General features: G+C 69.1%; 17 protein-coding genes. 9 read left to right on the top strand and 8 right to left on the bottom strand.

The features are described from left to right. Nucleotides 1–30: 30 nt before the first annotated feature. Nucleotides 31–1275 (bottom strand): PQQ-dependent sugar dehydrogenase, encoded by a 1245-nt coding sequence (locus tag AC507J_RS29620; protein ID WP_496293368.1) that lies wholly within the window; start codon nucleotides 1273–1275, stop codon nucleotides 31–33. A 156-nt stretch (nucleotides 1276–1431) separates the two neighbouring features. Here AC507J_RS29620 and AC507J_RS29615 point away from each other — a divergent pair, with 156 nt between their 5' ends. The 7 genes from AC507J_RS29615 to AC507J_RS29585 all read left to right on the top strand — a co-directional run bounded on the left by AC507J_RS29615 (nucleotide 1432) and on the right by AC507J_RS29585 (nucleotide 10440). After that, on the top strand, nucleotides 1432–1950 hold the full coding sequence (locus tag AC507J_RS29615; RefSeq protein WP_496293366.1) for a SigE family RNA polymerase sigma factor: 519 nt from the start codon (nucleotides 1432–1434) through the stop codon (nucleotides 1948–1950). Next, on the top strand, nucleotides 1947–3095 hold the full coding sequence (locus AC507J_RS29610; RefSeq protein WP_496293364.1) for a TolB family protein: 1149 nt from the start codon (nucleotides 1947–1949) through the stop codon (nucleotides 3093–3095). Before AC507J_RS29615 ends, AC507J_RS29610 begins: the two co-directional genes overlap by 4 nt. Nucleotides 3096–3403: 308 nt before the next feature. Continuing rightward, complete coding sequence (locus AC507J_RS29605; RefSeq protein ID WP_496293362.1) at nucleotides 3404–4834, top strand: endo-1,4-beta-xylanase; 1431 nt, start codon at nucleotides 3404–3406, stop codon at nucleotides 4832–4834. Between the two features lie 334 nt (nucleotides 4835–5168). After that, a complete protein-coding gene (locus AC507J_RS29600) occupies nucleotides 5169–7865 on the top strand; it encodes a ricin-type beta-trefoil lectin domain protein (RefSeq protein ID WP_496293360.1) in 2697 nt (898 codons plus the stop codon). A gap of 115 nt (nucleotides 7866–7980) precedes the next feature. Continuing rightward, on the top strand, nucleotides 7981–9111 hold the full coding sequence (locus tag AC507J_RS29595; RefSeq protein ID WP_496293358.1) for an ABC transporter permease: 1131 nt from the start codon (nucleotides 7981–7983) through the stop codon (nucleotides 9109–9111). After that, entirely contained in the window at nucleotides 9108–9791 is a 684-nt protein-coding gene (locus tag AC507J_RS29590) for an ABC transporter ATP-binding protein (RefSeq protein ID WP_496293356.1), read from the top strand. The genes AC507J_RS29595 and AC507J_RS29590 overlap by 4 nt, the downstream gene beginning before the upstream one ends. 46 nt (nucleotides 9792–9837) lie before the next feature. Continuing rightward, nucleotides 9838–10440, top strand: a complete 603-nt coding sequence (locus AC507J_RS29585; protein ID WP_496293354.1) for a TetR/AcrR family transcriptional regulator — start codon at nucleotides 9838–9840, stop codon at nucleotides 10438–10440. Between the two features lie 20 nt (nucleotides 10441–10460). Here the strand turns inward: AC507J_RS29585 and AC507J_RS29580 are convergent, their stop codons facing one another. From AC507J_RS29580 to AC507J_RS29555, 6 genes are all read right to left on the bottom strand, one after another. Beyond that, nucleotides 10461–11180, bottom strand: coding sequence for an ABC transporter ATP-binding protein (locus AC507J_RS29580; protein WP_496293352.1), 720 nt, complete (start codon nucleotides 11178–11180; stop codon nucleotides 10461–10463). 20 nt (nucleotides 11181–11200) lie between these two features. After that, nucleotides 11201–14053, bottom strand: coding sequence for an ABC transporter permease (locus tag AC507J_RS29575; protein ID WP_496293350.1), 2853 nt, complete (start codon nucleotides 14051–14053; stop codon nucleotides 11201–11203). A gap of 396 nt (nucleotides 14054–14449) precedes the next feature. Next, nucleotides 14450–15130: an AfsR/SARP family transcriptional regulator gene (locus tag AC507J_RS29570; protein WP_496293348.1), complete on the bottom strand. Its 681-nt coding sequence runs from the start codon at nucleotides 15128–15130 to the stop codon at nucleotides 14450–14452. Between the two features lie 80 nt (nucleotides 15131–15210). After that, nucleotides 15211–17025 (bottom strand): ABC transporter ATP-binding protein, encoded by a 1815-nt coding sequence (locus tag AC507J_RS29565; protein ID WP_496293346.1) that lies wholly within the window; start codon nucleotides 17023–17025, stop codon nucleotides 15211–15213. Further along, on the bottom strand, nucleotides 17022–17546 hold the full coding sequence (locus tag AC507J_RS29560) for a TlpA disulfide reductase family protein (protein WP_496293344.1): 525 nt from the start codon (nucleotides 17544–17546) through the stop codon (nucleotides 17022–17024). Before AC507J_RS29560 ends, AC507J_RS29565 begins: the two co-directional genes overlap by 4 nt. 66 nt (nucleotides 17547–17612) lie before the next feature. Further along, nucleotides 17613–18170, bottom strand: coding sequence for a MauE/DoxX family redox-associated membrane protein (locus AC507J_RS29555; protein ID WP_496293342.1), 558 nt, complete (start codon nucleotides 18168–18170; stop codon nucleotides 17613–17615). A 147-nt stretch (nucleotides 18171–18317) separates the two neighbouring features. Here AC507J_RS29555 and AC507J_RS29550 point away from each other — a divergent pair, with 147 nt between their 5' ends. Together AC507J_RS29550 and AC507J_RS29545 are read left to right on the top strand one after the other, a co-directional pair. Continuing rightward, nucleotides 18318–18788, top strand: a complete 471-nt coding sequence (locus tag AC507J_RS29550) for a S26 family signal peptidase (protein WP_496293340.1) — start codon at nucleotides 18318–18320, stop codon at nucleotides 18786–18788. A 32-nt stretch (nucleotides 18789–18820) separates the two neighbouring features. After that, entirely contained in the window at nucleotides 18821–19435 is a 615-nt protein-coding gene (locus AC507J_RS29545) for a DUF4760 domain-containing protein (protein ID WP_496293338.1), read from the top strand. Between the two features lie 34 nt (nucleotides 19436–19469). Here AC507J_RS29545 and AC507J_RS29540 read toward each other — a convergent pair. Beyond that, nucleotides 19470–20295, bottom strand: an 826-nt coding sequence (locus AC507J_RS29540; protein WP_496293336.1) for a CE1 family esterase, incomplete at its 5' end; no start/stop codon positions are given.

Here is a 20295-nt window from a genome sequence, read left to right as displayed (position 1 = left end):
TACTGCGGGTGCGGAGGGACTGCCCGGGACTCAGCGGGTCGCGGCCCCGCCGCCAGCGGTTGGCTGGACCCGCTCGAAGCGGACCCGGCTGAGCCATCCCGGGAGGTCGCTGAGCACGTACAGCTCGCCGTGCACGTCGGTGTCGATAGCGGTCGGCTGGATGGGGAAGTTGCCGATCGTGGCGGTCTCGTAGCCGCCCCTGGGCTTGGGGCGTACGGCGAACGCGAGGGTCGAGCAGTAGTCGCTGGCGACGTAGGTTCCCCACGCCTCCGGAGTGGCGGAGCCTCGGTAGACCACGCCGCCGGTCACCGAGCAGTTCTCGGTCATGAAATGTTCGTACTCGAAGACCGGGTCGACGTATTTCACGCCCGGCCGGCACTGCTCCGGGTCGAACACCGGGGTGCCCTCCCGGCAGGACCAGCCGAGGTTCGCCCCACCCTGCCACGGGCGGATGTGGTTGATCTCCTCGACCAGACCCTGACCGACGTCACCGATCCAGAGCGAGCCGTCGACCGGGTCGACGGAGAACCGCCACGGGTTGCGCAGCCCGTAGAGCCAGATCTCCGACCGCGCGTCGCGCTTGCGGACGAACGGGTTGTCGGCGGGTACGCAGTAGGGCTTCGCCCCGCAGGTGCGGTTGACGTCGATCCGGACGATCTTGCCGAGCAGGGTGCCGAGGTCCTGGCCGGCCTTGTACGGGTCGTTCGCGTGACCGCCGTCGCCGAGGGACCAGTAGAGGTAGCCGTCGCGGCCGAACGCCACCTGTCCGCCGTTGTGGTTGTTGTACTCGGCGTGCTCCTGGGTGAGCAGCACCTGTAGCCGGTCAGGAGCGCCGAGGGGCACTCGCGCCAGGGTCAGCGCGCCAGCCGGAAGGCTCGTGTAGGCGACGTAGAGAATTCTGGTCCGGGCGAAGTTCGGCGCGGGCGTGATGCCGAGCAGGCCGCGCTCGTTGCCCGAGGTGTCGACCCGGGCGGTCAGGTCGAGCACCGGCTCCGCCGCCAGGCCGGTGTCGGGGTGGTAGGCGCGGACGGTGCCGTTCTTTTCCGCGATCAGCATCCGGCCGTCCGGCAGCCCGGTGAGCGCGATCGGTCGTTGCAGGCCGAAGGCCACCTGTTCGGATACCACGGTCAGTTCGGTGAGTGGTACCGCCCCGGTGCGGGGTGTGTCGGGTGCCGCGGAGCCGGCCACCGACGTCGGTGGCAGCAGGAGGGCAGCCAGGACCAGAACGAGCAGCCCGGCCAGCGCGGAGGCCGGCCGATGACGCCGTCGCGACATGTTTTCTCAGCTCCTCGGGCAGGTGGAGTGGGGACGCACTCTGGGAGCGTTTCACGATACATCAATCATTATCGATCTCCAACCGGGGTTGCGTCCGGGGATGCAGCAGGCCGTGCTGTGCTCGCGTTCTTAAGAGCATGAGACGCGGGAGCTTCCATGGATCCTGAGACCCGGCAGGACTTCACCGCCTTTGTCGGAGCGCGGTCGCATGCGCTGTTCCGGACCGCCCTGGCGCTGACCGGTCATCGGCAGCAGGCCGAGGACCTGTTGCAGACGGTGTTGGCCAGGGCGTACCGGCATTGGGGGAAGGTCCGCCACGGCCAGCCCGAGGCGTACCTGCGCCGGGCGCTCTACCGGGAGCAGGTCAGCTGGTGGCGTCGGCCGATGCGGAGCCGAGAGGTGGTCACCGATCGGCTGCCGGACTCGGCCGGGACGGACCCTACCGGCCGGGTTGACCTGAGTCTGGCGCTGCGGGCGTCCCTGGACCGCCTGGCGCCGAAGCAGCGGGCGGTGCTCGTCCTGCGATATCTGGAGGACCTGCCGGACGAGGAGATCGCCGACATCCTGCGCTGCAAACCGGCGACGGTACGCAGCCAGGCCGCCCGCGCCCTGGACCGGATCCGTGAACTCAGCCCTGAACTAGACCACCCTGTCATTCAGGAGATTCACCAGTGACGACCCAACTTGAGAAGGCCGTACGGGAAGCACTCGACCGGTTCACCGACGTGCCCCCGCCGCCGGACCTGGCCCAGGCCGCGATTCGTCGGGCCGGCCGGCAGCGAGCTACGCGACTGGCGGTGGCAGGCGTCGCCGCGGTTGTCGCAGCGGTGGTGGCGGTACCGCTGGCCATCGGCGGCCCGGCCGCCCCTGGTACCGATCTGCCGCCGGCCGGGACGGGCCAGGGGCCGGCCGTCAGGCCGTTCGTCGTGACGGCGTACAGCGGGATCAACAACCCGGGAGACCCGGGGCCGGCGGACGACTATTCGCTGCTGCTCGATCCGGACAGCGGCGGATACGAACAGGTCCCGTACAACGAGGTGGTGCCGTCTCCGGACGGCAGCCACGTGCTGGTGCACGAGGGCGACAACAGCCAGGCGCACCCGTCGAGAAGGGGGGTGCTGGACCGGGAGAGCGGTGAGGTCCGGTGGCTGCCGGGCAACGCCGCCTACACCTCGGGCGCGAGTTGGTCGCCCGATGGCCGGCAGATCCTGATCACGAACCGGCCGAAGGACGGCGGGGGCGCTGGCTTTCTGCTCGTCGACGCGGCCACGCTGACCCCCCGGCAGGTCGAGGTGCCCGACGTCAGCACGCGGAACACCAACGGACTGGCCTTCGTCTGGACCCCCGACGGGACGGGGGTTGCCCTGACCCATTCGGTCAACGTGAGCGAGAGCGAGCCTGGCCGGGTGACCGGTATCGGCTTCTACGACCTGACCGGCAAACCGACCCGTACCCTTCCGGTCAGCGGCGGCTCGCTGAATGAGGGCGGCGGGTTCTCGCCCGACGGCAGCCGGATCGCGCTGGACAACCGGTTCGCGAGCGAGAAGATCCAGATCGTCGACGCCACCACCGGCGCCGTCCAGCAGGAGTTCTCCCTACCGACCGCCGGTGCCGTGCTGGGCTGGTACGACAGCAAGCATCTGATGGTGCAGGACTACGGCGATCAGGACCTCACCGAGCGGCCGAACCTCAAGGTGGTCGACCTGACCGGCAGGGAGACACAGACGGTGCAGTTCGCAAAGGGAGCGGAGACCGCGCAGCGGGTGTTCGTCGGATCGTCGGCGGGCTTGGGCGCCGCCGCCGAGAAGCTGGCGTTCTGACCGGCGGACGGTGAACCACCGAGCAAGGCCCTTGACCTGGTAGCTGTCTGCCGGTCGGGGCCTTGCTCGCTGTCCGGCCGCCGGCCGCAGCGGATCAGGCGCGGTCGGCGCGCCAGGACCTCGACGAGTGTGAATATTTACAGTCCGCTGGCCAGGGCTTCTTGAGTCTCCTGTAACAATGTGGCAACCTCAAATTAATCGATGTGTAGCGTTCTCTCCTCCGGTGTCGCCGCTTGGTGGGCACCCGACCGGCCAGGGGTGTTAGCGCTAACAGGCGGATGCGTACGACTCCGGGAGGTGCTGCGCACATGAAGAATCTCGTACCTTCGAGCGGTTCTCCGCGACGGCGGTGGCAGGCCAGGGCGACCCTGTCCGCGCTGGCGGCCGGGTTGCTGGCGGCCGGCATGGCGCTGGTGCCCGCCGGGGTCGCCAGTGCCGGCACCACGCTGGGGGCCTCGGCCGCGGAGAAGGGCCGCTACTTCGGCGCCGCGGTCGGGACGTACAAGTTCAACGACAACACGTACATGACGGTGCTTAACCGGGAGTTCAACAGCGTCGTCGCCGAGAACGAGATGAAGTGGGACGCGACCGAGCCGCAGCGGGGCGTGTTCAACTTCAGCGCCGGCGACCGGATCGTCAACCACGCCCGGTCGCGGGGCATGAAGGTACGGGGGCACACCCTGTTGTGGCACGCCCAGCAGCCCGGCTGGGCGCAGGGCCTCTCCGGTGGTGACCTGCGCAATGCCGCCATCAACCATGTCACCCAGGTGGCCAGCCACTTCCGGGGGCAGATCTACTCCTGGGACGTGGTGAACGAGGCGTTCGCCGACGGCGGCAGCGGCGGCCGGCGTGACTCGAACCTGCAACGCACCGGCAACGACTGGATCGAAGCCGCCTTCCGTGCCGCCCGCGCGGCGGACCCGGGCGCGAAGCTCTGCTACAACGACTACAACACCGACGGGATCAACGCGAAGTCGACAGGCATCTACAACATGGTCCGGGACTTCAGGTCCCGTGGCGTGCCGATCGACTGCGTCGGCTTCCAGTCGCACCTGGGGACCGCGCTTCCTGGTGACTACCAGGCCAACCTCCAGCGCTTCGCCGACCTGGGGGTGGACGTGGAGATCACCGAGCTGGACATCACCCAGGGCGGCAACCAGGCCAACATGTACGGCGCCGTCACCCGGGCCTGCCTGGCGATCTCCCGCTGCACCGGCATCACCGTCTGGGGCGTACGGGACTGTGACTCCTGGCGCGGCAGTGACAACGCCCTGCTGTTCGACTGCGCCGGCAACAAGAAGCCCGCGTACACGGCGGTCCTCGATGCCCTCAACGGTGGCGCGAACCCGAACCCGAATCCGACCGGCAGCCGGTTCCGCAACGAGGCGTCCGGCCGGTGCCTGGATGTCAACGGTGCGAGCTCGGCCAATGGGTCCCAGATGCTCATCTGGGACTGCCACAGTGGAGCCAACCAGCAGTTCACCCAGAACGGGCGGGCGTTGCAGGTGATGGGGAAGTGCCTGGACGTGCCGAGCAACGCCGCCGCCGGCACCCGGGTGCAGATCTGGGACTGCCACGGTGGGGCGAACCAGCAGTGGGTCATCAACGGCAACGCCACGATCAGCAGCGCCCAGACCGGGTTGTGCCTGGACGTCAACGGCGCAGCCACCGCCAATGGCTCCGCGGTGATCGTCTGGAGTTGCCACGGCGGCAGCAACCAGCGCTGGTCAAGGGCGTGAGCTGACGGGCGAGCGCGACAGTCGGCACCGCACCGAGGGGGAAACGACAGCGGCCCGATCCCGATCGGGCCGCTGTCTCGTCCGGCAATTTATTGGTACGACGACAGACGTCTTACCCTTGTTGCGTTCGATCTGCTCGACGCCTACGCTGAAGGCAGACTTTGATCGTTGTGGATGAAAGTCCTGCCAAGTGGCGGCGGAAGTCCACCGTCGGCCTTCAGAAGTCTCGCTGCTCCGGTGCTGAACGCACAGCCGGGGCGCGGGTCCCTTCACTGCCCGGGACAGCCCTCTGACGACAAGCCTGGCTATGGCGACGGGAGTGGAAGGAACCGCAATGAGATCCTTCGTTCGAGCCGGAAGAAGTTCATTGCTGGCAGCGGCGGTGCTGGTCTCCGCCGTAGTGCCGGCCGTGGTGGCAACCCAGGCCCCGGCTTCGGCCGCGACCCAGGCGACCTACTATGTCGCCCCGGGCGGCAGCGACACCAACCCGGGCACGATCAGCGCACCATTCAGAACCGTGCAGCGCGCGCGGGACGCCGTTCGCACGATGAACGCGAACATGACCGGCGACATCCAGGTCTACCTCCGTGGCGGAAGCTATCCGGTGAGCAGCACGATCGAGTTCGGGCCGAGCGACTCCGGCACCAACGGTCACCGGGTCAGCTACGCCGCGTACCCCGATGAGACGCCGGTCCTTGAGGGCGGTGTGCAGGTGACCGGCTGGACCCAGCACAGCGGCAACATCTGGAAGGCGCCGCTCGACCGGGCCACCAAGCTGCGGTCGCTCTACGTCAACGGCCAACGGGCCTTCATGGCAGCCAAGACGATCAACTCGGGGGGCTGCCACGGGACGTACAACATCACGGCGGGACAGGCCGACTGGGCCTGGGAATCAGGCTCGCAGTGCGCTGGCGCGAGGTACAGCCTTGCCGACTTCCCGGCCATTTCCCGGAACCAGGAGGACATCGAGATCGAGACGGCGACGACCTGGACGACGGCCATCGTGGGAGTCCGGCAGGTGACCACGAGCGCGGATGGCGCGAGCCGGGTCGTGCTGTTCCAGCAACCAGGTGCCGCCATCGCGCAGGGTGCGTTCAACGGCAACGCGCAGATCAACGGCAGCCACAAGGTGATGAACGCCTACGAGTTCCTGGACGCGCCGGGCGAGTTCTACTTCGACAGGTCCAGCCGGACGTTGTACTACTACCGGGCCAACTCCGAGAACATGTCGACCGCGACGGTATTCGCGCCGAACAACGTCTCCACCGTGCTGCGGGTCGCCGGCACATCGACGAGCAGCCACGCGCGCAACATCACCTTCTCGGGCCTCACCGTGCAGCACTCGGACTGGAACCTGTTCAACGTGGCCGGCTCGGCGTACAAGCAGGCGCAGCAGGGGAATCTGGGCGCACAGGCGTACGCGAAGGGCAACTTCCACGTCTACTACTACCGCAACGTCGACCTGACTCCCGGCATCATCCACCTGCAGAACGCCGACGGGATCCTGCTGCAACGCAACCGGATCCAGCACACCGGTGCCGACGGGATCAACCTGGTCAACGACGTGACGGACACCCGGTTGATCGGTAACTACACGAACGACATCGCCGGCTCCGCCATCTCCGTGGGTCACCCGCAGCACGTCTACCTCGGGGATCACACGTCGAGCAACCGCGAGAAGTATTCCCCGCAGGTCGAGGGGCTCCCGAAGAACATCGAGATCAAGAACAACTACATCCACGACAGCGCGGTGTTGTTCAACGGGCACGGCGCGGTCGCGGCCTACTTCGTTGATTCCCTCACCGTGCAGCACAACCGCATCGAGAAGGCGCCGTGGGCGGGCATCACGCTCGGTTGGGGCTGGTGGAACTTTGACGGGTCCGCCGGGTCGATCGTGCCCAACCGGCCGACCACGACGGCGAAGAACAACAACATCAGCTACAACCACATAATCGACACGGTGCAGCGCCTCAGCGACACGGCACCCATCTACACGCTGGGCAGCCAGCCGGGCACCACGGTCACCGACAACTATCTCCAGGGCGTGCCGGCCGGCCACAAGTACGGACTTCACCCGGACGAGGGCTCGGCGTACCTGACCTTCCGCGACAACGTGCTGAGCGTGGACAAGAACATCACCTGGATGATCAACTCCGACGACTTCGGCCGCAAGCACGACCTGAACATCACGCAGACGTACGGGCCGATCAACAAGGTCTCCAACAAGAACCTGCCGAACAGCACGATTCACGACATCCTCGTCTCCGCCGACTACGTCTGGCCGGCGCCCGCCTATGGCATCGCCGTGAGATCCGGGCTCGAGGACTCATTCCGGGACATCACGCAGCCACGCAATCTGTCGCTGCCGGACCACGTCCTGCCGGCCAGCACGTTCGTCAGCAGCGGAACGTCCTCGATTCCGATCCGGAGCACCGGCGATCCGACCAGGACGATCTGGTTGGCCCCCTCCGGCACCACCGCCTTCGCCGCCGGCCCCACGATGAGCAGAGCGGACGGCACCGCCACCAGCATCTCCGTACCGACGTCGTCGGGTGAGTACCGGCTCTACGTCCTCGACGCCCAGGGCAACCGGTCGGCGGAGTCCAAGTCGATCGTCCGGCAGCAGGGCACCGGCGGCGGGCAGGGTGTGCAGCTGGTGGGTGGCCAGTCGGGTCGCTGTGTCGAGGTGCCCGGCGCCACGACCACAAACGGCACCCAGGTGCAGCTCTGGGACTGCGGCGGCGGCACGCATCAGCGCTGGACCTACACCGCCAGCAGGCAGCTGACCGGCCAGGGCAACAAGTGCCTGGACGCCAACGGCGCGGGTACGACCAACGGCACCACGGTCATCATCTGGGACTGCCATGGTGGGCTCAACCAGCAGTGGAACGTCAACGCTGACGGCACCGTCACGAACCAGCAGTCCGGGCTGTGTCTGGATGCCAATGGTGCCGCCACCGGCAACGGCACGAAGATCATTCTCTGGTCGTGCAACGGCGGTGCGAACCAGCAGTGGAGTCGGCGCAGCTGACGAGCCGGCCCCGGGTGAGGTGCTTCACAAGATGTGCGGCAAACCCTAGTTTCCCGACAGCATGTCGGTATCTTTCCCGACATGCTGTCGGTTACTTGTCGGGTCGGGTAGACCCATGTTCCTAGCCATCCGCGAACTTGCCTTCGCCCGCGGTCGGTTCGCCCTCATGGGCGTCGTCGTCGCGCTCATCGCGATCCTCACGGTGCTACTGAGCGGCCTCTCCGTCGGGCTGGTCAACGACGGCGTCTCCGGCCTGCAGCGCCTCCCCGTGACCTCGCTGGCCTTCCAGCACGAGGTGGCCAAGGACTCGGCGTTCTCCCGCAGCGTGGTGCCGGCCGAGGCCGTCGCCAGCTGGGCCGACCGGCCGGGTGTGGCGGAGGCGGCGCCGTTGGGCAACACCCTGGTCAACGGGCGGACCGATCGGAACATCGAGATCGACCTCGCCCTCTTCGGCGTCGAGGTCGACTCGTTCCTCGCCCCGGCCGTCGCCGAGGGCGCTCGCCTCGCCGGCGAGGCGGAGGTGGTCATCAGCGCCACCGCCGCCGAGGAGGGGATCGAAGTGGGCGACACCATCTTCGTCGAGCCCGCCGGCACCGCGCTCAAGGTGGTGGGCATCCTCGCCGAGCAGCACACCTTCGGCCACGTCGACATCGGCTATCTCCCGCTGCGTACCTGGCAGGAGGTGAAGGCCGGGGTACGCCCGGGTGACGTCCCGGCCGAGCGCATCTACGACGAGATCACCGCGGTAGCCGTCCGCGCCGCGGACGGCGCCGATGTCGACCTGGCGGCCGGCGACGCCGTGGCGGGCACGACCTCGATGACCCGGGAGGAGTCGTACGGTGCGTCGCCGGGTTACACCGCCGAGACCTCGACCCTCCAGTTGATCCAGGTCTTCCTCTACGCGATCTCCGCGCTCGTGGTGGGCGCCTTCTTCACGGTGCTCACGGTGCAACGCAGGCAGGAGATCGCCGTGCTGCGGGCGCTCGGCGCGAGCACCCGCTACCTGCTCCGGGACAGCCTGCTTCAGTCGGTGGTGCTGCTCGTCCTCTCCGCCGGGACCGGCGTGGCCCTCGGTGTCGCGGCCGGCGCCGCCATCTCCTCCACCCCCATGCCGTTCGTGTTGGAGGCCGGTCCCATCGCCACCGCCACCGCCCTGCTGCTCGTCCTGGGCGTCGTCGGTGCCGCCGTGGCTGTCCTGCGTATCACCCGCGTCGACCCGCTCACCGCGCTCGGAGGCAACCGATGACCGCCGTGCTGTCCCTGTCCGACGTCACCCTGCTGCACGGTGACGGCGACGACACCGTCACCGCCCTCGACCAGGTCAACCTGGAGGTCGCGGCGGGCGAACTGGTCGCGATCGTCGGCCCCTCCGGGGCCGGAAAGTCCAGCCTGCTCGCGGTCTGCGGAGCCCTCATCCGACCCACCTCGGGCGCGATCCGGCTCGACGACCTCGATCTCACCGCGCTGCCGCCCCGCAGGCTCACCGCGATCCGCCGCGAGCGGATCGGATTCGTGTTCCAGAGCGGGAACCTCCTTCCCGCCCTCACCAGCCTCGACCAGGTCCGGCTACCGCTTACCTTCGGGAGGTACGCCAACCCCCGCGACCCCCGGGAACTACTGGCCGAGGTCGGCATGTCGCACAAGGCCGACCGCCGCCCGCACCAGCTCTCCGGCGGTGAACGGCAGCGGGTCGGTATCGCCCGGGCCCTCGTCACCCGCCCGCAGGTGCTCCTGGTCGACGAACCGACCGCGGCACTGGACCGGCAGCGCAGCCAGGACGTCGTCGCCCTGCTGGCCCGGGAGGCACACGAGCACGGCGTCGCGACCGTCATGGTGACCCACGACCACGAGGTGCTGCATCACTGCGACCGGGTCCTTGAGATGATTGACGGACGCCTGATGATCGCCGAGCCCAGCGCCGCCTGAGCCCCGCCGATCCCCGGCGCCCCCGCCCGCTGATGAGGAGGAGCGCGTGCCGCGGATCCAGGCAGCCAGCGTCCCCGAGCACCACGCTCGGCAACGACGCGCCCTGCTGGACGCGGCCCGCGCCCTGCTGGCCGAGGAGGCGCGGGCGCCGTCGATGGCGGCGGTCGGGCGTCGGGCGGGGCTCGCCCGCAGCAGCGTCTACCAGTACTTCACCTCCGCCGACGAACTCCTCGCCGCCGTGGTCGCCGACGTGTTCCCCGAGTGGGCCAGCCAGGTGCTGGCCCGGGTGGCGGCGGCGCCGACCCCGGCCACCCGGGTCTGGGCGTACGTGGCGGCGAACGTCGACCTCTTCGCCAGCTCCGGGCAGGCGGTGGCCCGCGCCCTGACCCAGGTGGTGGAGCCGCGCCTGCTCCAGGGGCCGATGGAGCAGTTCCACGCCCAGCTCCAGGTGCCCCTGCGGCAGGCGCTCGCCGACTTCGGCGAGCCGGAGCCGGAGACGATGGCCCAGCTCGTCGACTTCCTCATCGTGCAGGCGTCCCGGGAGGTCGCCAGCGTCGACCGGACGAAGGCGGTCCCGGTCAGGGAGGTCACGCTGGCCCGGCTACGCCGGCTGCTCGGCCCGTACCTCGGGCTGGGCCCTGCGGACTGACGGTCCTCGCCCCGTCGTTCTCATCGGTCCAGGTCGGTGAGGCGACCGTCGCGCATCTGGACGGCCCGGTCGCAGCGGGCGGCGATGCCGGCGTCATGGGTGGCCATGATGAGGGTCGTGCCGTGTTCGTCGCGCAGGCTCAGCAGCAGGTCGACGATGGCGGCGCTGTTCTGGCTGTCGAGGTTGCCTGTGGGTTCGTCGGCCAGCAGAAGGGCGGGTCGGTTGATGAGTGCGCGGGCGATGGCCACCCGCTGTTGCTGCCCGCCGGAGAGCCGCGACGGCAGGGCGGCGCACCGGTCGGCGAGCCCGACCATCGCCAGCAGTTCACGTGCCCGAGCGGCCTTGTCGAAATCGGTGCGGAACGGAAGCAGCGGTGCGATCACGTTGTCCAGGGCGGTGAGCGTGGGCAGCAGATGGAAGCGTTGGAACACGAACCCGATTCCGCGCCGGTACGCCGCCAACGACCGGCCGGACAAGCCGGTCACCTGTTGCCCGCCGACCTCGATGCTGCCCCCGTCGCTCCGTTCGATGGCACCGATCAGGTGCAGGAGCGTGGACTTGCCGGAGCCGCTCGGGCCGGTCAGCGCGACCGCGGTGCCGGCGGCGATCGACAGGCTGACATCGTCGACCGCCACAAGCGGTGCGCCGCCGGGCAGCGGGAAATTCTTCCGCACCCCGGTCAGAGACACCAGCGGCGCGGTGACCGTGCTGGTCGACGCCGCAGCTGACGTCCGTTCCATCGAAGGTACTCCTTTGCCGCTCACCCTTCGGCGAGCAGTTGAGCGGTGGGCAGGCGGCGGAGCATGGCGATCGGCACCACCACCGAGACGGCGGAGACGACGACGCCGAAGGCCAGGGCGGCCACGGAACACCAGACGATCGGGGCGGTGACGCCCCCGGCGAAGGCCGCCGCCGCGCCGAGACCGGCGGCGGCACCGAGCGTACCGCCGATGATGCCCATGCCCACGGCCTCGATGACGACCAGCCGGTTCAGCATGGCGTCGGTCCAGCCGACGGCGCCGAACAGGGCGAACTCGGCGGCGCGCTCGGAGATGTTGAGGTAGAGCACATCGGCGACGGAGACGATGCCGAGCACGATGGTGACCGTCACGGCGATGTAGTCGACGGTGCGGGCCTGGAGGGTGACGGCATCACCGAGCAGGGTGCCGGTGACCGCCCCGCGGAAGGCGAACGTGATCGCCAGCAGCATGGTCAGTGCGGCGACCCCGATCAGCAGACTCAGCGCGCCGAGCGCGGTACGACCCGGGGTACGGGCCAGGTTGGCCAGGGCGAGGGTCGCCAGCCGGCGCGGGGCCTGGCGCCGTACGGCGACGCCCAGCACAGCGGGACGAATGATCTCACCGGGATCGGGCCGGGCGGCCCGCCAGGCCGGCCAGGCGCCGGCGAGCAGGGCCAGGCCCACCGCTGCGGGAATGGCGAGCAGGGTGTGGCTCCACGGGATGTTCAGCCCGAGAAGCAACGCGAGCGCCAGCGCGAGCGCGGTGCCCACGATGCCGGCGGCGAGGCCGATGCCGGCGATCTCGGTGAACATCAGTCGGACGAGATGTCGCCGGTTCCAGCCGAGGCAGGTGAGGATGCCGAACTCGGTTCGTCTGGCGCGGATGGCGGCGGTGTTGGCGTTGAGTACGGCCAGCGCGCACACCGCGAGCACCAGCAGGGAGAGCAGCACGCTCTTGCGGTCGGCCGCGTTGACGAGCACGGCGGCGACGCCCTTCTGCACCCACGGCTCAGCCACGGCGAGGTCGGGCCGTCCGTAGTTGCCGGCCGGGTAGTGCAGGGTCACCTCGGTGGGTGACGAGCCCAGCGTGATGTCGACCTGTAGGCCGGTACGGTGCGCGATCTCCTCCGCGATCACCCGTACCCGTTCCCGGGAGAGCGCGTCGATGCCGACGTCTCCGGCCAGCCGGACCCGCACCACGCTGATCGGTGCGGCGCTGTTGAGCTGGTACTCGGGGTAGGAGGGCTCGGTGCTGTAGGCGCCGGGGTCGAAGATGGCGGGCAGCGCCGCCATGGTGGTGAGCATCAGCGGCGGCTGGCTCAGCAGGCCGGTGACGTTCGCGTTCGGGGCCAGTCGCTGGCCGCCCAGGGCCTGTCGGGACGCCTCGTCGGCGCCGTCCGCGCCCGGATTGAAGTACGTGTCCATGGGCACCGCCGACAACGCGCTGCCCAGCGAGATCTTGGCCGGGTCGAAGGTGCCCACCGCACCCAACGCGGCATCGGGCATGTTCACGTCCCCCGGTTGCAGTTCGTACCCGTGGGACAGGTTCCGGTGCGCGGCGACGCCGCCCCGGACGCTGGTGTCGGCGAACTCCATCGGTACGTGCCGGGAGGACCCGCCGTCGTCGGCGCCCTGGCCCCAGATCTTCAGGTCGTACGGGTCCGGCTGGGCCCGCAAACCATCCCCGGCCTGCGTCACCTTTGCCGGCCCGACGGTCCAGAACTGGTGCAGCCACATGGTGTTCGAGGTCGCCAGGTCGTACTCGACGCCCAGCTCACCGGGGTGCAGCATCCGGTCCACCATGTCCCGGTAGGGCTCTTCGATCGGCGTCGACCGCTGCGCGATCGGGGTGCCGGGCTGGTTGCCCAGGGCTGCGCGGAGGCGCTGGTCGTCGGCGGACGTCCGGACCAAGTCGGCCGCGCTCGGATCAAGCCTCTGCACGTCGAGCTTGAGCGCCCCGTCGACCTGGGGCTGATCCGCGATCAGGATCGGCAGCACCGAGTAGGGGTAGGGCATGCCGTCCAGGCGCTGCGCGGTGGGCGCTTCCGCCGGGCTGAAGTAGCGGCCGGAAGTGACGGCCTTGTCCAGCCCCGCCAACGCCGCCTCCGAGTCGGGGTCGACCGCGGCCATCAGGAACGGCACCGTCCACACCAGCGTGACGGTCGGGCGCATCGCCTTTCCCTCGCGATCCGTCGACCCCGGGCCGCCGATGCAGGTCAACGAGGACCGGGCGCGTAGATCCGTCGGCGCGAGCCACTCCTCGGCGCCGATGGACGGTGCGGCCGGGCAGATCTTCACCCGTCGGCCGTCGGCGTCGACCTCCTCCGGCGGTGGCAGTCCTCCGCCGCTCTTCAGCTCGCTGTTCGGCACCACGTCCAGCTGGTTCCGCGTCACGTAGAGAAACGCCGGCCCGTCCGGGATCTGGCTCAGCCCCGCGTCCGTGACCCAGGTGGGCTGTACCCGCAGCACCTGACGCTCCAGAGCCGGGTCGAGTTCGTCGGAGAGGTCGACCGTCAGGGGCACGGTCCGCATCACGTACCCGATCATCGAAACCGGAGCCGCCACGGCCACCCCGCGCATCGCCTGAATCTGTTGCCATTGGTCGACGGTGATCCCGCCACGCATGCCCGCCAACTGGCCCGACTGGACCAGACCGCGTTCCTGTTCCAGCGGCAGCACCGCGTCTTTGGGCCGTACCAGAAGGTCGTAGACGGGCCGGTAGTTCGCGCTCACCGTGCCCACAGTGTCCAGTCGCGAGGTCACCGAAGCCCCGGTGAGCAGCGTGAATCCGGCCACCGCGACGGCGATCATCGACAGTAGGGCCAACGACCGGCGTAACCGCACCCGCCACTGCGACATCGCTACCCGCAGCATTACCCCACCGTCCGTCTACGGCCCGGCATCATCAGCCTCCTGCATGCCGCCGCCGGCCGGACAACGGTGTCCGGCCGGCGGCAGCAGATCGACGATCAGCAGCAGCCCGTGGTGTAGCTCACGGAGGGCGCGTTGCAGTCTCTCGCCGTGTTGGCGTAGCAACGGACTTGGCCCGAGACCACCTTATTGTAGTAGTAGTAGCAGTAGGGACCCCCGCACCCAACGTAGGCGAGACTGCACACGTTGCACGCGGACGCCGTTGCCTTCGGCAGCAACGCGGCCAGCAGCTTGTCGCTCAACCTGTTGATGATCATCGACCACTCTCCTCTTCGCCGGTCCGACGGTTGTCGATGCGGTCACGATGTCATCGGCCGCTTACGCTGCACTAACAGTTCGCTAATGCCTCGGCCGGATCATGCTGACGAGCCGGCCGATCCGTTGACCAGGTGCAACGCCGAGTTCGGCCGCCAGGATGTGACACAGTTGCTCGTGGGCGGCCAGGGCGGACGCGTCGTCGCCGCGCCGCATGTGCGCCTCGATGAGGTGTTCCCAGGCCCGCTCCCGATAGGGCGACTGGCGTACCAGGGGCTCCATCGCGTCGATGACCGAGTTGTGGTCCCCGAGCACGAGCTGCGCCTCGGCGAGATCCTCCATCGCCCGCCACCGCCGCTCGTCCAGCGACGCCGCCGTCACCGCCAACCCCGGTGCCCTCGCGTCGACGCAGGCATTGCCCCGCCACAGCCGTAGCGCTGTGGTCAGGGCCGCCACCCGGCGTTCGGCGCCGTCCGGAAGCCGGGCAGCGGTGGCACGCTGCGTCAGTTCGTCGAAGCAGGCGAGGTCGGTCGAGGTGAGGTGGGCGCAGAGCAGGTAACCCGGTGCCCGGGTCTGAAGTATGTGCACGGCATCCGGACCGCCGAGCCGGACCAGGCTCCGCCGCAGTGCCGAGATGTGGCCCTGGAGCTTTGTGGTCGCCGTCATCGGTGGCTGGTCGTCCCAGATGGCGGCGACGAGTCGGCTGACGCCGACCACCTTGCCCGGATCGAGGGCCAGCGTTGCCAGCAACGCTCGCCTTCCCAAGCTGCCGATGGTCATCGGCTGGCCCCCGACAGATGCCTCAACGGGACCCAGCAGCGACACGCGGAGCAGGCTGTTAGCGTTCACATTGTGGTCCGCGTGGAGAGCGCGTCGTCATAACCGGACGCTTGGAGATGGAACAACTCGGCATAGCGACCTCCCGACGCCATCAGCTCGTCGTGGCTGCCCTGTTCGAGGATGCGACCGTCGGCCAGCACAGCGATGTGGTCGGCCTCCCGGACGGTGTTGAGGCGGTGCGAGATGAGCAGGCTGGTGTGGGTGCGGCGCAGCGACATCAACCGCTTGTTGATCTCGTGCTCGGTCGCCACGTCGAGACCTGACGACGGTTCGTCGAGGATCAACAGGTCGGCGCCCTCCCTGAGCGCAGCCCGGGCGAGAGCCAGCCGCTGCCACTGTCCGCCCGACAGCACGACACCGACCCCGGGCAGGTCCCCGTCGCTGAAGGCCCGCGTCAGCATGGTGTCGTACCCGTTGGGAAGCTTGCCCAGGACGCTGTCCATGCCGGCCGTGGCGGCTGCCGCCCGCACCCGCGCGCGGTCGTCGAGGGCACCGATGTCGCCGACCGCGATGTTGTCGTGCGCGGAGAACTCATAGGTCATGAAGTCCTGGAACGTCGCCCCGATGCGGGCCCGCAGCGATGCCGGGTCGACGGTGGTGATGTCGACGCCGTCCCATCGGATCGTCCCCCTGGTCGGGGTGTGGAATCCACAGAGCAGCTTGACCAGGGTGGACTTGCCGGCGCCGTTGTCGCCCACCAGCGCGAGGGACGAACCACGGGGGATCCGCAGCGTGAGACCGCGCAGGACCCAGTCGTGGTCCGGGGCGTAACGAAACCAGACGTCGTCGAACTCCAGGTCCCCCTCCAGCGGGCGGACGGCGGGCAGCGGGTCGGACCGGGTTGCCTCGCGGATCACCGCGGTGATGTCGACATAATGGCCGAACACGATGAACGTCTCGCCCAGCATCGCTATCTGGCGCACCAGGCCGGACGCGGACATCTGCAACGCGGCCAGGGCCGCGATCACCACCGCGAGGTCGCCGACCGTGCCCTGCCCGTCGGCGACCCGTGCGACGAAGACGGCCAACGCGACAAGCGATACGACGCCGGTCAGCGTCGCCAGTGCGCTGTCGACCCAGAGTGCCAGCCGGTCCTGGTGGCGCTCCTGTGCCTGGGCCGCCCGCAATTCGCGCAGCAGTCTCGTCTGGAAGAACCCGCCGAGCCCGAACAGCCGGATCTCCTTGGCGGCGCGCATGTCGAGCAGGAGTGCGGCGTAGAACGTCTGCCGGCGGAACATCGGCACGGTGCGTTCCAGCATCGCCCCCCGCATGCGGGCGAGCCGGATCTGGGCGACGAGCGTGGGCACGGCGGCGAGCATGACCAGCGCGCCCACCAGAGGAGACCAGCGCACCAGGGTGACGCCGAAGGCCACGATGGTGATCATTTCCTGCCCGATTCCCAGGACCATGCCGTTGAGCTGGGTCGGCGCGAAGCGACTCGCCTCGTGGGCGAGCCGCAGCCGATCATGGAAGGAGCTGTCCTCCAGCTCCGTCAGCCGAGGATGTGCCGACACCGCGGTGAACAGCTCCTGTTGCGTGCGTACCGTCACCCGGCGTTCCGCCTCCCGCTGCACGTACTGGGAGACGTGCAGGATGACGGGGGACACGATGGCCAGTACGCCGAACCCGGCGACGCCGACCCAGATGGTCGATTCGTCGCCCGCTGAGAGGCCGTCGATGAGCGCTCGGGTGAACCATGCGGTGGCTACCGCGGTCAGGCCGCCCACCACCATGATCACGATGCTCACCGCCGCAGCCCAGGGCGCGGCGCCAAAGTAGATCCCGAACGCGCGACGCAGCAGGAATGCCGAGCGCCTCATCGGCTGCCCAATACCTCGCTCAGATCGTGACCGCGCGCCGCCAGCCGTCCGTCCGCGCCGAACATCACGAATGACGGGGTGCCCTGCACCTGGAAGGCGGCCATCACGGCGCTCGGGCTGCCGTCCGTGACGAGTACACCGGCCTTCCTCAGCGTCGGGGCGAGTTCGTCGGTCAGGCCCTCGCCCACGGTGAGGAAGCTGACCACCCGCATCCCCTTGCTCGCGACCTCTTCCGCGCGGTCGGCCAGTGCCTCCGCCTGCGCCGGGCAGTGCCGGCAGCCGGCGGAGAAGAACCCGATCAGGGCCGGACCGTCCGCGATGTCGGCGCTGGAGACCTGGCCGTCCGGTGACACGAACTCCGGCATGGTGGCGCCGACGGGCAGCCCCGATGCGGGCGGGGTGTTCATCTCGATGAGTTGCGTCTCCGTCTGACGTAACCGCCTGATGATCGCGGCACTAAGCGCGAGGTCGACGAGGACGAGTGCCGCAAGTATGGCGACAGCGGTGGATAGAAATAGCACAGCGCGGCTCCTTGGATCAGCGTGCCGAATCGTGATGCGCGATGGGGTGAATTTGGCGCGGGAAAATCAGCGCGCCTGGTTGGCTCCACCCAGGAGCCAGGCCAGGTCGTCGAGCCGGACCAGTACCACGACGACGACTCCCGTTAACGAGAAGGCCAACAAGAATTGCGGCGGCGCGAGGCTGCTGAGCGAGACGGTGGGCAGGGTGATCGCGCCGAGGAGGGCACCGAACGCGGTGCCGGCGAGGAACCCGCTGCGGATGACATGCCGCCACGCGACGGGTGTGTTCGTCGGTCCGAAGCAGTGGCACCCGGCGGTGGATCCGCGCTGGACAGCCCGCGCGAGCACGGCGGCGAACGCGCCGAAGAGCAGCACCGCTGCGGCTAGGCCGGCGGTCGCCCCTCCGGGCCAGACAAGAAGAGCCAGCACAGCCACCTCGGCCGCGATCGAGGCGGCCGCCACCGGGCGTGACCAGCGTGCGGAGGTCGCCTGTAGTCCCGTAATGGCCTCGGCGAAAGCGACAAAACCCGTTCGGGTGCGCACCTTACCGACTACGGATATCGCGAGAACCCCAGCTAGCGTCAATATTGCCGCAACAACAGCGACACCCACAACTTCCCCCATTCCCCGTGTCCCCATGCCTCGAGGGCCACGAGTCAATCGGGTCCCAAGCAGCCTGGCTGGGAGTGCCAACGATATCGGTGTCGTCCGATGTCGTCAACGGCTTGATTTGAGCGCGCAAAGATGGGAGTAATGCTCCGGAGGGGGCGTATGACCGACGAGTCGCAATTCCTGCTCACCACTATGGGAGGCGTCGCCGCGCTCGCGACGCCGGTTGTCTGCGTTGTCGTGGTGCGCCGATATTTCCTGATCGTCGACGTGGCGGGTGACAGCATGAGCCCCCGCCTCCTCGATGGTGACCGTCTCCTGGTCCGCCGGACACGACGGCTCCGCGTGGGCAGAGTGGTCGTCGCGCACCATCAGGAGGGCGGGCGTCGCGCGGCGGCAGCCGGCTCCCCGGGTTCCAGCTGGCTCGTCAAGCGGCTCGCCGCGCTGCCGGGTGACACTGTCCCGGAATCGGTCGCCCCGGCCGTCGGCGGCCGGGTGCGACACGTGCCCGCCGGGATGGCCGTGCTGCTCGGCGAGCATCCGGACAGCGTCGACTCACGCCGGTGGGGCTTCGTTCCGCTGGCAGACGTCGAGGGCGTGGTGGTCAGGAGGCTGGGGCCCAACGGTGGGTAGCCAGTTGGTCGCACCTCCCTACGATTGCTGCCATGGATGTTGCCATCGTGACCAACGCGGTCGTGGCCGCAGTCTCGGTGATCACCGTCGGTCTCTCGGCGTTCTTCGCGCTCCGGCAGCTGCGGCTGTCGCAGAGCGCCAATCACACCCTGGTCGCGATCGAGTTGCTCACCCGCGACCGGATGAGCGACGCCTTCCTGGACAGCCAGCAGTTCGTGCTCACCGAGCTGCGGACGGCCTGCCCGCCGGGCGTGCCGGTGAGCGAGCTGCCGCCCGAGGCCCGTAAGCACGTGAACCGGATCGCGCTGTACTACAACGGGCTGGGCCAGATGCTTGCCTTCAATGTGGTCGACCGGGCCCTGCTGATCGGCACGGGCGGATTCCGCGCCCGGGAGGCGTGGAGCGTCCTGGAGCCGTACATCCTCGCCGAGCGGGCGGCGCGCGGCGAGTCATACCTGGCGAACTTCGAACATCTCGTCGTGCTCGCCACCGAGACGCCGTGGCCGGTCGCGGTGCGCAAGCTGGGCCTGCGCCGGTTCCACCGCTACCCGGCCGAACTGGGCGTGCTGACCCGCCCAGCAGGCCCGACCGGAACCGACCCGGGCGACGCGGGCGCCGACCCACGCAAGGATTCTGCCCCTGCGTAGGCCGGCAGCCCGGTCATCGGCTCCGGTCAGGAACTCACTGGAACTGGGTGAAGAAGCTCCAGGCCAGGGCGGGAACCCAGGTACGGGGTCCGCTGTCACCGGGGGCACCGTCCTGGGGAGCGGCGATGTGGCCACCGTCGAAGGCGGCCCAACCCACCGGATATCCGGCCCGGCAGCCGGAGTAGTAGGTCACGACGTGCGTCAGGCTGCCCGCCGCCGGTTCGCGGGGGCTCTGCGCGGCGCAGCCGTTGTTCCGGACGAACCGGTCACGCATCGCCCGTCCGCTGGCCGGGTTGTCGCCGATGCCGTGCACGCCCAGGTACGCGACGGGCTGCGTGCCGCCACTGCATCCGCTGAGCTCCCGGGGAGCGGACTGCACCACGACCGCCCGGAAGACGTCCGGTCGGGCGCAGGCGAGGGCGTAGCTCATCGCGCCGCCGTAGCTGAACCCGATGGAGAACCGCTGCCGCGTGTTGACGCAGAGGGCCGACTCGATCCGGTTGCGTACGTTGTCGATGAAGGTGACGTCCTCGCCACCGGTGTTGGCCCAGCCGTTGCCGATGCCCTGCGGGGCCACGAAGATCGTGCTGTTGTTCGCCAGCCGCTGGAGGCCGTAGTAGGACCAGGTGTTGCGGTCCACGGTCTGGCCGGTGTCCACGTCGACCGCGGTCCCACCCCACCAGTGCAACCCGAAGACCAGCCGGTACGGGTTGTTCTGGTTGTAGTTGGCCGGAATCCGCAGGATGAAGCTGCGGTTCGTGCCGTTGCTGCTGATGGTGTGCGTACCGCTGGCGATGCCCGGAGCCTTACCGCAGCCCGAGGTGCCGCCACCCGGCGGCGGATCGGTGGGACCGCCACCG

This window comes from Micromonospora sp. PRAS1 (genome assembly GCF_059553435.1).
The sequence above is the reverse complement of the archived record's forward strand: the minus strand, read 5'-3'. Positions and strand labels throughout refer to the sequence as shown.